Raw genomic sequence first — 15,520 nt, 5'->3', positions numbered from 1 at the left:
ATGGCCGGAGCGCAGAAGACGATGGATCCACGCAAACGACACCTCCTGGTCATCCTCGACGGATACGGCATCGCCGAGGACCCGTCCGTCAGCGCAGTCGATCAGGCCCGAAAGCCTTTTCTCGACGCGCTCTTTGCCCGCTATCCCCACGCCACGCTTCGGGCGTCCGGGAGGGCCGTGGGGCTGCCGGATGGGCAGATGGGCAACTCCGAAGTGGGGCATATGAACCTCGGCGCCGGGCGCATCGTGTATCAGGACATCACCCGCATCGACAAGGCCATCGAAGACGGCGACTTCTTCGAGAACGAGGTGCTTCGCTCCGCCGCCCGCCACGCGAAAGCGCACGACACCCGACTGCACCTCTTCGGGCTGCTCTCCGACGGCGGCGTGCACTCACACATCAACCACGTCTTCGCGCTTCTCGAACTGACCCGGCGCGAGGGGCTCGCGAAGGATCAGGTCTGCCTCCACGCCTTCATGGACGGGCGGGACACCGACCCGCACGGCGGCATCGACTACGTCCGGCAGTTTCTCGAAAAGGCCGAAGAGATCGGCACGGGGCGCATCGCATCCATCATCGGGCGGTACTATGCCATGGACCGCGACCACCGGTGGCAGCGCACCAAACTCGCCTATGACCTCATCGTGCACGGCGAGGGCGAGGCGTTCACCGACCCCGTCGCCGCCGTTCAGTCGAGCTATGACGAGGGCGTCACCGATGAGTTCATCCTGCCCCGCCGCATCGACTATCCGGACGATCGCCGCGGCACGCGCGTGCGCGACGACGACGCCGTCATCTTCTTCAACTTTCGGGCGGACAGGGCCCGGCAACTCACCCGCGCATTCATTCAGAAAGACTTCGAGGCCTGGGTGCGGGCCGACAATGCCCGGCGCGGCATCTCTCCCGACGATAAGGAGAAGGCGCCGTTCCCCGTAGTCGAGTTTAAAAACCTCCGGTATGTGACCTTTACGAAGTATGAGGAGGATTTCAACCTCCCGGTGGCCTTTCCGAAACTCATCCTGAAGAACACGCTCGGCGAAGTAATCTCGCAACGGGGCGGACGGCAGCTCCGGGCCGCCGAGACGGAGAAATACCCGCACGTCACGTACTTTTTCAGCGGTGGACGCGAAGAGCCCTTCCCCGGTGAGGACCGCATCCTCGTGCCCTCGCCGAGGGTGGCCACCTATGACCTTCAGCCCGAAATGAGCGCTCCGGAACTGGCCGAGCGTGTGGCCGAAGCGCTGGCGAAAGAGGTCTACAACCTCGTCGTGCTCAACTTCGCCAACCCCGACATGGTGGGACATACGGGCGTCTTCGAGGCGGCGGTGAAGGCCGTCGAGACGGTCGATGCCTGCGCGAAGGTGGTCGTCGAGGCGGCGCTGGCGCACGGATACAGCGTCAACCTTCTGGCCGACCACGGCAACGCGGACAAGATGCGCAACCCCGACGGCACGCCGAACACGGCGCACACCACCGCGCTCGTGCCTCACCTCATCATCAAAGAAGGCTTCGACGGACCGGTGAAGGACGGCAAGCTCGCCGACGTGGCTCCGACGATCCTCGCGCTCCTCGACGAGCCCATCCCCGAGGAGATGACGGGAAACGTCCTCGTCGTACTCCGAGAGACCCCGGCGCGCGTTTGAACGACGCCCGGAAGGGCAATCGGGGAGCGCTTGTTCCGGAACTGCTCCAAAATCATTATCTTCCCGAACGGAAAAGAATCAGCCACACGTACGCGCCTCTTTATTGATCCTTTTCGAGCCGGGTTCGCGCATCTATGTTCGATGTGTGAGGGAGGGTATGGTATGAGGACCCCCGCCCCGGTTTCCATGACGGTATCCTCTGCGTCCGAAGGACGCGCAGTGGGGATTTTTTCTCCACCACGAGATGGCTCGTTGCCACCGCATGATTATGAATAAGCATTCCTCGGGTCGTTCCGGTGTGTCCCCCTCGCATCCGTCCGCCCGCGCCCTCCGGCGTTCCGGAGCCGCGCTCGCTTTAGGCAGTATGTGCCTGGGCGTCTTCCCCGCTCAGGCGGCCGTCTCCCCCGCGCCCGACGCGCCCGTCCCGGAGCCCTGGTTTCGTCGTCCCGCGCCGTGGCCGAAGGCGGCCGCCGCCCGCGCGTTGCTCGGCGTCCCGGCCTTTCTCGATCAGAACAACGTCTTTGGCCTCTCGGACGTCGGCGAGCGCTCCATCCCCCACGCCGCCGACCTCGACGGCGACGGCGACCTCGACGTCGTGATCGGGGAGAAGGCCGGTGACGTGCATTACTTCGAGAATACGGGCGGCGTCGCCGCGCCGGCTTTCGCCGCCGCACAGGTCAACCCCTTCGGCCTCTCGAACGTGGGCGATGCCGCCGCCCCGTCCTTCGCCGACCTCGACAATGACGGCGACCTCGACGCCTTCGTGGGCAACGGCGACGGCGACACTAAGTATTTCGAAAACATCGGGTCGGCGGGCGCACCGTCCTTCGCGCCTCCGCTTACAAACCCCTTCGGCCTGGCCAACACGCAGGGGTTCACCGCCGTCCCCGCCTTCGTCGACCTCGACGATGACGGCGACCTCGACGCGATCATCGGGGAGGGGTACGGCGTCTTCAATTACTTCGAGAACGTCGGGTCGGCGGGCGCGCCGTCGTTCACCGAACGCACCGGCGCGCTCAACCCCTTCGACGGTCTCGACACCGATTTTTACAGCGCACCGACGCTCGCCGACCTCGACGGCGACGGCGACTTCGACCTCGTTGCCGGAGGGCTGGGCGGGGAAGTTTTTCATGCGGAGAACACGGGCACGGCGGCCGGCCCAAGCTTCGGCAGCCTCGTCGCGGGCGCTTTCGGGCTCGAGGACGCCGGCGACCGGAGCGCGCCCGCGCTGGTGGACCTCGACGGCGACGGCGACCTCGACGCCTTCGTCGGGGAGAGCAATGGCCTGGCGAAATATTTCGAGAACACCGGAGACGCGGCGAATCCCGCCTTTGCGTTTGCCACGCCGAACCCGCTCGGCCTCGTGGACGTCGGGACGCGGAGCGCGCCCGCGCTCGTCGACCTCGACGGCGACGGCGACCTTGACGCTTTCGTCGGGGAGGCCGGGCCTGCCATCGGGGTGAGCGGCGCCGTCTTTTTCTATGAGAACACCGGGACGGCGGCCGCCCCGGCCTTTGCCGACGGTTCCACGAACCCATTCGGTCTCGCCTCGCTCGGCTTCGACACCACTCCCGCCTTCGTCGACTTCGACGGCGACGGCGACCTCGATGCGTTCTTCGGCGAGAGGCTGGGACGCCTCTTCTTCTACGAAAATACCGGGACCGTCTCGGCCCCCGCGTTCGGCCCTCGTCAGATCAACCCCTTCGGATGCGCCCCGAGCGGCGTCGCCAACACGGCTCCGACCTTCGCCGACATGGACGGCGACGGAGACTTCGACGTCTTCGTGGGGGTGGCCGATGGGAGCCTGCTCTATTTCGAGAACACGGGGGATGCCGCGAATCCTTCGTGCGCCGCGCCGGTGACGAACCCGTTCGGTCTCGCTTCGGTGGCGGCGCTGAACAAACCCGTCGCCGAGGACCTCGACGGCGACGGCGATGTGGATGTTTTCGTGGGCGCGGAGGACGGCACGATCGTGTGCTTCGAGAACACCGGAAGCGTGGCGAATCCGGCCTTCCTCATGCATGACGCGCTCGCCAACCCGCTCGCCTTCGTCGACGTCGGCGTCGAGAGCGCGCCTGCCTTCGGCGACCTCGACGGCGATGGCGACCTCGATGTTTTCACCGGGGCGGAGAACGGGACGCTCCTGTATTTCCTCCACGAAACGACCGCCGACGTGCCGGTGACGCTGGCTCCGGTGAACCCGCCCATCGTCATCCCACCGGGGGGCGGGCAATTCAATTTCGACGTCACCGTCACGAACACGACACAGGATCCCGTGACGGTGGATCTGTGGCTCCTGCTCACGAAGAGCGACGCCGGGATCAACCTGACGCGCGGGCCGGTGACGCTCACGCTCAGTGCGGGCGAGACGATCACCCGCACGCTTTCGCAGAACGTGCCCGGTGGCGCACCTTCGGGCGAATACCTGTACACCGCCAACGTCGGAGATTTCCCCGTCACGGTCGATGCCACGGATAGCTTCACGTTCACCAAACAGGCCGGCGCGGCCCCCGGCCCGAACGTGGTGAACGACTGGGACCTCCTCGGGGAAGAGGCCTTCGTCGTGGGGACGGAGGACGAGGGGGCGGCGCTGCCGGATCGGTTCAGTCTCGGGCAAAATTTCCCCAACCCGTTCCATCCTGCCACGGAGATCACCTATAATCTGCCGGAGACGCGACACGTGCGGCTCGTGGTCTATGACCTTCAGGGGCGCGAGGTGGCGGTGCTCCTCGATCGCGTGGCATCCGCCGGAGCGCATGCCGTCTCCTGGCGCGCGGACGACCTCCCGAGCGGGCTGTACCTTTACCGAATCGAGGCGGGGGATTTCGTCAAGACACGGACGATGATGCTCGTAAAGTGAAGGCCTCGCGCCGGATTCGCGCCGCTCGAGCATGCCCGGGTGGGCGGAACCCGTTGCTCCTGGTATCGTGACCCCGGAACATTCACCCGCCGATCCCCACAGACCCATCCGACATGAAGCAGGCGCTGGCACCCTTCACCTGTACCTTCACCCGCGAAGTACCTGACATCCTCGCTCTTCTCGATTGCTCCCTCGTGTTGAGCACGTATCAGGCGGGCAAGGTCATTCTCCTGAGCCCGAACGGGGAGAGCCTCACGCAACTGGCCCGTAACTTCAAAAAGCCGATGGGTCTGGCCGTGGAGGGTCCGCGCATCGCGGTGGCGACGCAATATGAGGTCGTCGTTCTCGAAAACGCGCCATCGCTCGCGGGCGGATATCCGAACAAGCCCGGCCATTACGAGAGTCTCTTCGTGCCGCGCGCCTCCTACTACACGGGCGAGGTCGACCTTCATGATCTGGCGTTCGGGAAAGGGGGGTTGTGGGCGGTGAACACGCTCTTCTCCTCGATCTGCCGCATCGACGACCGGTACAGCTTTCGGCCCGTCTGGCGGCCGCCGTTCGTCTCGGCTTACGCGCCCGAGGACCGGTGTCATCTCAACGGCATGGCGCTCGTCGGCGGCGAGCCCGTCTATGCGACGGCGCTCGGACAGACCGACACGCGGAAGGGCTGGGGAGAGGACCGGCTCCACGGCGGCGTGCTCGTGCACGTGCCCACCGGGGAGATCGTCCTGGAGGGGCTTTCGATGCCGCATTCGCCCCGGGTCTTCGACGACGCGCTCTATTTCGTCACCTCGGCGGACGGGGCGCTGTGTGTGGCCGACCCGGAAGCGGGCACGTACGAGGTCGTCACTCGGGTGCCGGGCTTCGCCCGTGGCCTGGCCCGTCATGGGGACTACCTCTTCGTGGCGCACTCGCGCATCCGAAAGAAGCATCTGTTCGGAGATCTTCCGCTCACCGATAAGGAACATTACGCGGGCATCGTGCTCGTTCACCTTCCCTCGGGCCGCGTGGCCGGCGCCTTGCGGTACCATGCCTCATGCGAGGAAATTTACGACGTGCAGGTACTTCCCGGCATCCGAAAGCCCGGCATTCTCGGTCTCGAGAGCGACGTGCACCGACAGGCGCTTTCGACGCCGCACGGCGGGTACTGGGCGCGTGAGCAGGAAGGCATGCCTGGCCCGTCGGCTCGCCGACCCGCATAACCCTTCGTCGCCTCAAGTCGCGCGGATCCGCCCGCTCTGTCTCTCCGCCCTCGCATGATCCCATGAGCCGCGTCACTCCGGAACAACTCTCCCAATGGTTCGAAAGAGCTCGGGCGCATCACCGGGCGGGACGGTTGGAGCAGGCGAAAGCGGCGTATCGTCAGATCCTGGCCTTTGTGCCCGGGCATCCCGGCTCCACCCATTTGCTCGGGGTGATCGCGCATCAGGAGGGGGCGCATGAAGAGGCGGTCGCGCTCATCCGGGAGGCTATCCGCCGAAAGCCCGGCGCGGCGTCGTACCACAACAATCTGGGGAATGCCCTCGCCGCGCTCGATCGGCTGGAGGAGGCCGAGGCCGCCTACCGGGAGGCGCTCCGCCTCAAGCCGGACTATGCCGGCGCGTCGTACAACCTCGGCAACCTCTACCGGCGGTCGGGGGCCTACCGGGAGGCGGAGCGGTTGCTTCGAGACGCCCTCCGCGTTCGCCCCGACTATCTCGACGCCGTGCTCGCGCTCGCCGGGCTCCTGCAGGACCTCGGACGCTTCGGCGAAGCAGACGCGCTCTTCCGGGGCGCCCTTCGCCGTCATCCGGAAGCGGCGGTCCTTCCCTTCGAGCGGGGCAACCTGCTCCGTCTCCTGGGCCGCCATGACGAAGCCATCGCGTGCTTCCGCGCGGCGATCCGCCTCGACCCGAGCCTGGCGGGCGCGTACAACAACCTCGGAGCCGTGCTTCAACTCCGCGGAGAGGTCGACGCCGCCATCGCGGCGCTCCGGAGGTCGCTTGCGCTCCGCCCCGACTCGGCGGAGGCGCACTTCAACCTCGGGCAACTCTACGAAGGACAGAACCGGCTCGATGAGGCCGCCGCGTCCTATGAGCGGGCGCTCGCGCGCAATCCCGACTTCGGCGGGCAGGTCGTTTTTCACCTCGGTTACCTTCGTCGCAAGCTTTGTGACTGGCACGACTACGATGCGCGCGTTCAGACGCTGATACGAAGCACCGAGGCGCACCTCCGGGAGAACGACCGGGTGGGACTGCCGCCGCTCACCCTGAACGTTTACGCCGTTCCGACAGCGCTTCGGAGGGCGGTGGCGCGGCATCAGGCGAGGCTCATCGAGCGGCATACGGCGGAACTCCGGAAACAATGCGCCTTCGTCCACACCCGTGAACGGCCCGAACGCCTCCGTATCGGATACGTCTCGCCCGACTTTCGGCGGCACGCCGTCGGCACGCTCACGCACCGGATGTTCGAGCATCACGACCGCGACGCCTTCGAGGTGTACGCCTATGCGCTCGTCCACGTCGACGACGAGTTCAACCGGGCCGTCCGGGCGGGCGTCGATACGTATGCGGACTGTTCGCGGCTCTCGTACGCGCAGACGGCCCGACGCATCCACGCCGACGGCATCCACGTGCTCATCGATCTGGCGGGGTACACCACGTATTCACGCACCCCCGTCTTTGCGCTCCGTCCCGCCCCCGTGCAGGCGCATTATCTCGGCTACCTCGACACGATGGGTGCGAACTTCCTCCCGTACATGATCGCCGACCGTTTTGCCGTCACCGATGCGATGGCGGCGGAATACGACGAGGCGCTCGTCTATTTGCCGGAGACGTTCGCCGTCGCTTCGCCGCTGCCGGTCTCCGAAAAGCCGCTGTCGCGCGCGGCCTTCGGCGTGCCCGAGGAGGCGTTCGTCTTCTGTTGCTTCAACAGCCTCCACAAGCTCGATCCCGCGTGTTTCGACGTGTGGATGCGCATCCTCCGGCGCGTGCCCGAGGCGGCGCTGTGGCTCTATGCGAGCGGGAACGCGACGACCGAGGCGAACCTTCGCCGTGAAGCCGAGGCGCGCGGCATCGACCCCGGTAGGCTCATCTTCGCAGGAAAACTCCCCGTGGATGAATACCTCGCCCGGTACCGCCTCGCCGACCTTTTCCTCGACACGTTTGCGTACAATGCCGGGGCTACGGCCGTCGGTGCGCTGTGGGCCGGGTTGCCCGTGCTCACAACGCCGGGGCAGACGTTTTTCAGCCGGATGGGAGGGAGCCTGTGTCGAGCCGCCGGCCTGCCCGAAACCGTGTGCGCCACGGAAGCCGAATACGAGGAGCGCGCCGTCGCGCTCGCCGCCGATCCCGCCGCGCTCGCCACTCTCCGCCGCAAACTCGCCGAGCGCCGGTCCACGGCGCCCCTCTTCGACACGGCCCGCTTCGTCCACCACCTCGAAGCTGCGTACCGGCGGATGTGGGAAGATTACGTCACCGGCGTCGGGCCGAGGGACGTCGAAGTGGCGGCTTCATGAGCCGGGCGTTCTTTTCGGTCCCGCGTTCCCGACGGTCTTCGTCCTCGGAGCGATGGATCACCGATGCTTCACGCGATTGCTTATTGTGCGGTATGAGGTTATAATTAAAAATCATATCATTACTCGTCATCGGATCACTCCGCCGGTGCATTTCGGGACGGCGGCCACCGTGTCAGATTCCAACGGAGGATGCCATGAATACGCTGAAGGACGAGAGCGGCCGTACGTCTTTTCCCTCGATGTTCAAATCGGGCTTGATCTGGGGAAGCCTTTGTCTCGGCTCGATCCACCACGCGGCCGCGCCGGCGGAAAAAGCGCCGTCGGGCAATCCTGCCGGTGAACGTCCGGAGTGGATGCGGCCTTCGACGCGTGTCCCGTGGTTCCGACAGGCGCCGCCGTGGCACAGCGGGGCGCCGGCGCTCGGAGCCGCCGGTGGGGAGAGCGGCTTCGTCGAAGAGACCGGGCCGGCGAACCCGCTTCATCCGGTCATGGACACGGCAACCCCCTCGTTCGTCGATCTCGATGCCGATGGCGATCCCGATTTCGTGTCGGGAGATAACATCGGGAAGGTGTCGTACTATGAAAATACGGGTTCGTCCGTGTTGCCGCTTTTCGTCGAGCGTACCGGCTCCGACAATCCTTTCGACTTCATCAACATCGGCAATCCGTTCCTCGGCGGCAGCACGCCGTCCTTCGTCGACGTCGACGGCGACGGTGATAAAGACCTCTTCGTGGGAGGGTATGACGGAACACTTTATTACTTCGAGAACACCGGCGACGTCGTCTCGGCGGCGTTTGTGGAGCGTACCGGTTCGGATAACCCGCTCGACGGCATCGATGTGGGGGACGACAGCGTCCCCGAGTTCGTGGATATCGATGCCGACGGCGACCCGGACGTCTTCATCGGACGTGGCGACGGAAAGGTCGATTTCCTGAAGAACACGGGCACGGTCACCGATCCGGCGTTCGAAAAGCAGTTCGGCTCCGACAACGTGGTGAGCTTCATTGACGTGGGCTTCGAAGCCGCTCCGGTCTTCTCGGACATCGACGAGGACGGCGACGTGGACCTCTTCGTGGGAGAACTCCTCGGGACCGTCCAATATTTCGAGAACACCGGCGACGTCGGCTCGGCGGCGTTTGTGGAGCGTACCGGTTCGGATAACCCGCTCGCGCTCGTCAATCACGGCCCCGTCGGTTCGTTCATCCCGGCGTTCACCGACATCGACGGCGATGCGGATCCCGATTTCTTTGCCAATGATTTCACAGGCGTGCGTTTCTATCGCAACGGGCAGGAGGTGGCGCTCGACCTTTTTCTCAGAAACGAGAACATCGAGATACCGCCGGAAGGAGGCACGTTTCAGTACCGCTTCGAGGTGTCGAACCTGACCGATGCGCCGATCACCCTCGATTTCTGGGCGCTCGTCACCCGGCCCGACGGCGCGACGGTCGTGGTGAAGGGCCCCCTTCCCTTTACCGTGGAAGCCGGCGGTTTCGAAAGGAAGGGCGTGACGCAGATTGCTCCGGCCGGGTTGGCGCCCGGCTCCTATGATTACACGGTGATCGTGGGCGCGTACCCCGACCTCGTCACCACTACGGAGACGTTCTCCTTCGTCAAGCTCTCCGGGTCGAGCGAGATTACCTTCGTCGAGGTCACCGGCTCGGGCAATCCCTTCGATGGCGTGGACGTCGGTGACAACAGCGATCCCGCCTTCGTGGACATCGACGGCGACGGGGATTTCGACGCTTTTGTCGGGGAGAGCGACGGCGTGGTGAATTTCTTCGAAAACACCGGGGACGTGAATACCCCCGCCTTCGTGGAGGTCACCGGATCGGGCAACCCTCTCGACGGTGTGGACGTGGGGGCCTACAGCGCCTTCGATTTCGTGGACCTCGATGCGGACGGCGACCGGGACCTGTTTGCGGGTTCGGACGTGGCCGGGGGATTCGCAGGCGCGGAAATGCACTTCTTCGAAAATACCGGCGACGGCGCCAGTCCCGCTTTCGTCGAGCGTTCGGGGAGCGATAACCCGTTTGACGGGCTGACGATTTCCGACCGCCCCGAGCCGGCCTTCGTGGACATCGACGGCGACGGGGATTTCGATGCGTTCGTGGGCGGCGGAGAAGACGTGGGAGGATTCGGGTGTTATGGATTCGTCCACTTTTTTGAAAATACCGGCAGCGTCGTCGATCCGGCTTTCGTGCAGCGTTTCGGCACGGGCAACCCCCTCAACATTTGTCGTTCCTATCACCTCCGTCCGTCCTTCGTCGATCTCGACTTCGACGGGGACTTCGACGTCCTTCTCGGGGAGTCGTTCGGCGAGATCCTCTATTATGAGAACACGGGGAGCGTCGTGGATCCGGTATTCGTCGAGCGCACCGGTCCGGATCATCCGCTCGCTTTCGTCGACGTGGGCTGGTACAGCGCTCCGGCCCTCGTCGATCTCGACGGCGACGGGGACGTGGACGTGATTTCGGGCGCGGGACAGTCGTTTGGCAAGGGGCTGACCTCGGGTCAACTGCTCTATTTCCGGAACGAGACCTTCACCGCCGGTCCGACGCCTCGCATGGTCGGCGAGGCTTCCCTGCGCGGGTCCGTCGAAGGGGCGGTGAGTGTCCCGGATGAGTACGGGCTCGGGCAGAATTATCCCAATCCCTTCAATCCCGCGACCCGGATCGTTTATGCGCTTCCCGAAGGCGGGCCGGTCCGCCTCACGGTCTTCGACGCCCTGGGTCGGGAGATCCGCGTCCTCGTGGACGGCGACCGTCCGGCCGGCGAACATACGGCGACGTTCGACGCCGGGGCGCTTCCGAGCGGGCTGTATTTCTACCGGATCGAAGCCGGCGCTTTCGCCGAGACGCGGACGATGATGCTCGTCAAGTGAGGGCGGCGAACCGGGGATCTCTTCTCAAGGCTCACAAAGGGGACGTTCATAACGGTTGGGGACTGGCGCTGTTCACGGGAAGGAGAAGCCGGTCTGTGCGTGGTTTTCATCACAGGGCCCTATTCCTGTCCGGAGAGAGCATGGAACCTGGCGAATAGATTTAATAGATTGGTTTGATCAATCTCCGTATTTTGAGAGACGTCGCTCCCGGTTGCCCATGCTAAAGAGGATCCCCTTATGAGAATCAAGACTACGACTGTGTTGCCCCTTCTCGCCGTTTTGCTCGTGCTCGTCACCTTCGGGACGTTGTGGGCCATCACGGCGGGACAGGTCGACGACTTCGAGGACGGAACCACGCAAGGCTGGCAGGTTGGTTCGTCCGGCGCGCCAACCCCACCCACCAACATTCCCGACGGCGGACCCCTCGGCGCCGGCGATGCCTATGTTGAATATACTTCGACCGGGACGAGCGGCGCCGGGTCGAAAATGACGATGTTCAATACCGCTCAGTGGGTCGGGGATTATGTCACGGCCGGGGTCACAGCCTTTCGCGTGCATCTGAACAATCTCGGCTCGAACGATCTTGAGCTTCGCATTTTGGCCACGACGGGCCCCGGCGCCACCGATCCGGGCTGTTATTCGGCCAAGGCCGTCAAGTTGCCTGCCGGAAGCGGCTGGACGACGGTCACGTTCCCCTTTGAAGCTTCGAACGTGATGAATGTTTTCGGGACGTGTAATTATGCCACCGTCATGGCCTCCGTGGATAAACTCTGGATCTATCACAGCCCGAACGGCTTTCCTCCCAGCATCGAGCCGGCCATTGCCGCCACGCTGGGGATGGACAACGTGACGGCGCTCACCTCTGCCGTGATGATCAACGAGGTCGACGCCGATCAGACGGGCACCGACAACGCCGAATTCGTCGAACTGTACGACGGCGGTGCGGGCAACACAATGCTCGACGGCCTCGTGCTCGTCTTCTTCAACGGCGCGACGGACCTTTCGTACAACGCCGTCGACCTCGACGGGCAGACGACCGACGCCAACGGTTTCTTCGTGTACTGCGGCGACGCGCTCAACGTGGCCAACTGCGACCTCGAAGAGGGGGCCGGGACCACGAACCTGATCCAGAACGGAGCCGATGCGGTGGCCCTCTACGTGGGCAATGCGACGGATTTCCCAAGCGGCACCGCGCCCACCACGACGAACCTCCTCGACGCCATCGCCTATGACACCAATGACTCGGACGACGCGGGCCTGCTCGCGGCGCTCGGCTTGACGATGCAATACAACGAGGATGAGTTTGGCGCGAAGGATACCGACTCGAACCAGCGCCTGCCCGACGGCGCTCCGGAGATCCGCCCGACGGCCCCGACGCCCGGCGCCACGAATGATGTCAACCTCCCCGTTGAACTCTCCGCGTTCGAGGTCGCCCTCGACGGCCGTGAGGCGCTCTTGAAGTGGCAGACCAGTTCGGAGAGCAACAATGCGGGCTTCGAAGTTCAGATGAAACGAGGCGAGGTCTTCGAAGCGCTCGGGTTCGTCAACGGAGCCGGCACGACGACCGAAGCGCGTTCGTACGAGTTCCGCACCGAGCGCCTTGCGCCGGGCCGGCATGTGTTCCGTCTCAAACAACTCGACTTCGACGGCACGTTCGCGTTCTCGCCCGAGGTCGAGGTCACCGTCGAGACGCCCGGGACGTATCAACTCTCGGAAGTATATCCGAACCCGTTCAATCCCCGCGCGTCCCTCACGCTCGCCGTTGCGCAGGCACAGGAGGTGACCATCGGGCTTTATGACGTGCAGGGGCGCCTCGTTTCACTCGTGCACCAGGGTAGGCTCGAAGCCGATACGCAACAGACCTTCACCATCGACGGCTCGAACCTCGCCAGCGGGGTCTACGTGCTTCAGGTGAAAGGCGCCACGTTCACCGCCGAGCGAACGGTGACACTGCTCAAATAATGCATGATACTCGGAGAGAGAAGGGGTTGCGGCGTTGGCTGCGGCCCCTTCTTTTTTGAGGGAGAAGAGACCTGTGACGAAACGCGCCATCGTAGGCTTTCATCAGGATGAAGAGGGCGACTGGGTCGCCGAACTCTCGTGCGGGCATCAGCAGCACGTTCGGCACAACCCGCCCTGGATCGAGCGCCCCTGGGTCGTGAAGGAGGAGAGCCGCCGGGAGCACCTCGGGCGACAACTTCGGTGCAAAATCTGCGAAGAAGAGCAGACGGGCGGTGTATGCGACTGAAGAAGGGCATGCGCTCCGTCCCAAGGGGCGCCTGACGAGCCCTACGCTCCATTCGAGTCAATATCCCACCACGCGACATGGAAAAGGTTCTGCAATACGAAATCCCCGTCTGGCACCCCATTGCCGTCCATTTCCCCGTGGCGCTTATCCTGACCGGGGCGGCGTGCATGGTGGTGTGGACGATTCGGGGGGCGCATTTCTGGCGCAGTTGCGCCCTCCTGTTGTATGCCGCCGGGATGGCGGGCGCGCTCTTCGCCTATTTCACCGGGGAAGCCATGGAAGAGCAGGTGGAGGGCACGCCCATCGTCGAAGAACTGGTCCATCTTCACGAGGACATGGGGCTATACACGCTCCTTTTTACCGGTCTGACCCTTGCGGGAATCGTCGCGCTTACGGTGTGGGAGCGTTACCGTCCCATCACCCGCCCCCAGCCCGACCCGGTGCTTATCCGGTTCGGGCTCGGGCTCCTCGCGGTGATCAGCGCAGTCCTCATCGCCTGGACGGCGCACATCGGCGGCGTTATGGTGTGGGGCGTCGCCCGGTAAGCCCTTCGGAGCAGCGGGGTTCGTACGTCCGTCGAGCGTCCAGGAATGTATATCATAGTGGACGTTCGTTTCTGCCGAAGAAGGCCGTCGCGGCGGGAAAAGTGCATTTCCGGACGGGAAAATGAGGATTGCGTACCCTGCTCCGATTCGTGGCACGTCCTTGTATGGGAAACCGACCGGCGTCTGAGGGGACCCATATCGAACGCTCACGATCAGACGGAGGAGACGATGAAAACTTACGTACGAAGACTCACGCGCACCGGGACGACGCTGTTTGTGGCGCTCCTTGTTTTGAGCATCTCCGCGCCGGGGGCGCTCGCTCAGTCCGGTCGCGGGGGGCGCGGCGCCTCGAGCGCAAAGAGCCGGGTGGAACGCAAGAAGATCGACCGTGAGGTGACGACGGCGCAACGCCCGGAGGGACGGGCCGAGCGTGGTGTCAGGCAGCGTTCCGGCAGGGACCGGTCCCGGGTCTCAGATCGTCCGGAACGCCGGGAACGACCGAGCGAAACCGGTAGGTCCGGCCGGCGCGTTCCGGAGCAGACGCGGGAACAGGCGCATGAGGGACGGAGCCGCACCGAGCGCCGTCGGCAGGAGAGCCCGGGTCGGCGTTCGACGGAAGTCGTCGAGCATGGACGGAGGAGCGTGCTCGTCAAGGACCGGCGCGTGGAGCGTTCCCGCGTCGCACCGCCTGGATCGCGCCCGGTCTATCGACCGAAGCACAAGCACCGGCCCAACGTGGTGATACGTCCGAACCTCTACGTGGATTTCCACTGGCCGTGGGAATATCGGTATCATCGGCACTGGCGACCCCGGTACCGCTATCGTCAGGTAGTGTACGTGGAGGTGGGCTGGGGTCGGAAGCATCGCACCTCCCGGATCGACGTACAGACGTACTATCGTCACTCGGTGCGGTATGCGACCCGTGATTATGCCGAGATCGATATCGAAATCGAGGCAGTGGAAGTGTATGAGAACGGGCGTCTTCTCGGCTCGGTGCATCATATCCCGTACGCGCTCGGACACATCCGTGCCACGGTCTACCGCTCGGGGGCTGTCGACTTCGACCGCGACGTGTTCATCGTCGGCGACGCCGGGGCCGGTTTTGAGATGATCGCTACGAACCATCGTGAAGGGTACGTCCTCGATGCCTATAGCCGGAGGGACGGGTTCGAGGCCGGGCGGCTCGATTTCCGAAGCGAGCGTGTCTACTCTGTCGCTTACAGCCGCCTCTTTGCGCCGAACGCTTTCGACGGCTACGTGCCGATCAGCCTTTTGCCCGAGGACCGTGCCTGGCTGTACGACTATGGAACGGACGCCGTGAGCGTCTATGATCGGGAAAACGAGTACTACGGCGACGCCGCTTACGGAGACGATTACGACGGCGTCACCGTCGTCGGCGGAGCGGGGATCTCCTTTCGGGCGGAAGGTGCTTCGGGAGCGGCGGTAGCGCGCTCGCCCCGCAAGCGCACCGAGGATCGGTCGTTCCGCGTGGAGAGTGGCGCGCAAATCCGGCTCAAACGTGAGATGGAGATCGAGCGCGTGAACTGACGGGGTTCTTTCCATCGGTCCTCCCGCGAGTCCCCGGGGTTAAAAGCAAGCGCGGTTTTCTGCAAAGGAAGCCGCGCTTCTCTTTTTGGAGATAAATCCCGGAAGGATAGGTCGATGTGCGAGAGCTCCGAGGAAACTCCCGGGAGCAAAGCCGGGTTGGAGGACAGGGGAAACGGCGACCGGGCCGGGAGCAGCCCGTGAAGGGCCTGTCAGGATGACATAGGCTCACCGTTTTTTCTCCCGGATTGCCGTACCCCGGGCGGGAATCATGGAGTCGGCAAGGCTTTTGCTTAACGA

At 64.4% G+C, this 15,520-nt stretch carries 9 protein-coding genes; all 9 read left to right on the top strand.

Features of this window, described 5'->3' with window-relative positions; all coding sequences use genetic code 11:
- Positions 1-21 precede the first annotated feature (21 nt).
- On the top strand, positions 22-1,644 hold the full coding sequence (gpmI, locus tag AC1HIY_RS09660) for a 2,3-bisphosphoglycerate-independent phosphoglycerate mutase (RefSeq protein ID WP_479576600.1): 1,623 nt from the start codon (positions 22-24) through the stop codon (positions 1,642-1,644).
- A gap of 268 nt (positions 1,645-1,912) precedes the next feature.
- A complete protein-coding gene (locus AC1HIY_RS09655; protein WP_479576521.1) occupies positions 1,913-4,504 on the top strand; it encodes a T9SS type A sorting domain-containing protein in 2,592 nt (863 codons plus the stop codon).
- A gap of 113 nt (positions 4,505-4,617) precedes the next feature.
- Entirely contained in the window at positions 4,618-5,706 is a 1,089-nt protein-coding gene (locus AC1HIY_RS09650) for a TIGR03032 family protein (protein ID WP_479576520.1), read from the top strand.
- Between the two features lie 62 nt (positions 5,707-5,768).
- Positions 5,769-8,000, top strand: coding sequence for a tetratricopeptide repeat protein (locus AC1HIY_RS09645; RefSeq protein WP_479576519.1), 2,232 nt, complete (start codon positions 5,769-5,771; stop codon positions 7,998-8,000).
- Positions 8,001-8,194: 194 nt separating this feature from the next.
- On the top strand, positions 8,195-10,882 hold the full coding sequence (locus AC1HIY_RS09640) for a T9SS type A sorting domain-containing protein (protein ID WP_479576518.1): 2,688 nt from the start codon (positions 8,195-8,197) through the stop codon (positions 10,880-10,882).
- A gap of 237 nt (positions 10,883-11,119) precedes the next feature.
- Complete coding sequence (locus AC1HIY_RS09635) at positions 11,120-12,844, top strand: T9SS type A sorting domain-containing protein (RefSeq protein WP_479576517.1); 1,725 nt, start codon at positions 11,120-11,122, stop codon at positions 12,842-12,844.
- A gap of 73 nt (positions 12,845-12,917) precedes the next feature.
- Positions 12,918-13,130, top strand: a complete 213-nt coding sequence (locus AC1HIY_RS09630; RefSeq protein WP_479576516.1) for a DUF3565 domain-containing protein — start codon at positions 12,918-12,920, stop codon at positions 13,128-13,130.
- A gap of 77 nt (positions 13,131-13,207) precedes the next feature.
- Complete coding sequence (locus AC1HIY_RS09625; RefSeq protein ID WP_479576515.1) at positions 13,208-13,675, top strand: DUF2231 domain-containing protein; 468 nt, start codon at positions 13,208-13,210, stop codon at positions 13,673-13,675.
- Between the two features lie 228 nt (positions 13,676-13,903).
- Positions 13,904-15,223, top strand: a complete 1,320-nt coding sequence (locus AC1HIY_RS09620) for a hypothetical protein (RefSeq protein ID WP_479576514.1) — start codon at positions 13,904-13,906, stop codon at positions 15,221-15,223.
- Positions 15,224-15,520 lie beyond the last annotated feature (297 nt).

The organism is Rhodocaloribacter sp. (assembly GCF_056451265.1).
Note: the sequence above shows the minus strand (reverse complement) of the source record. Positions and strands in the feature narration are given on the sequence as shown.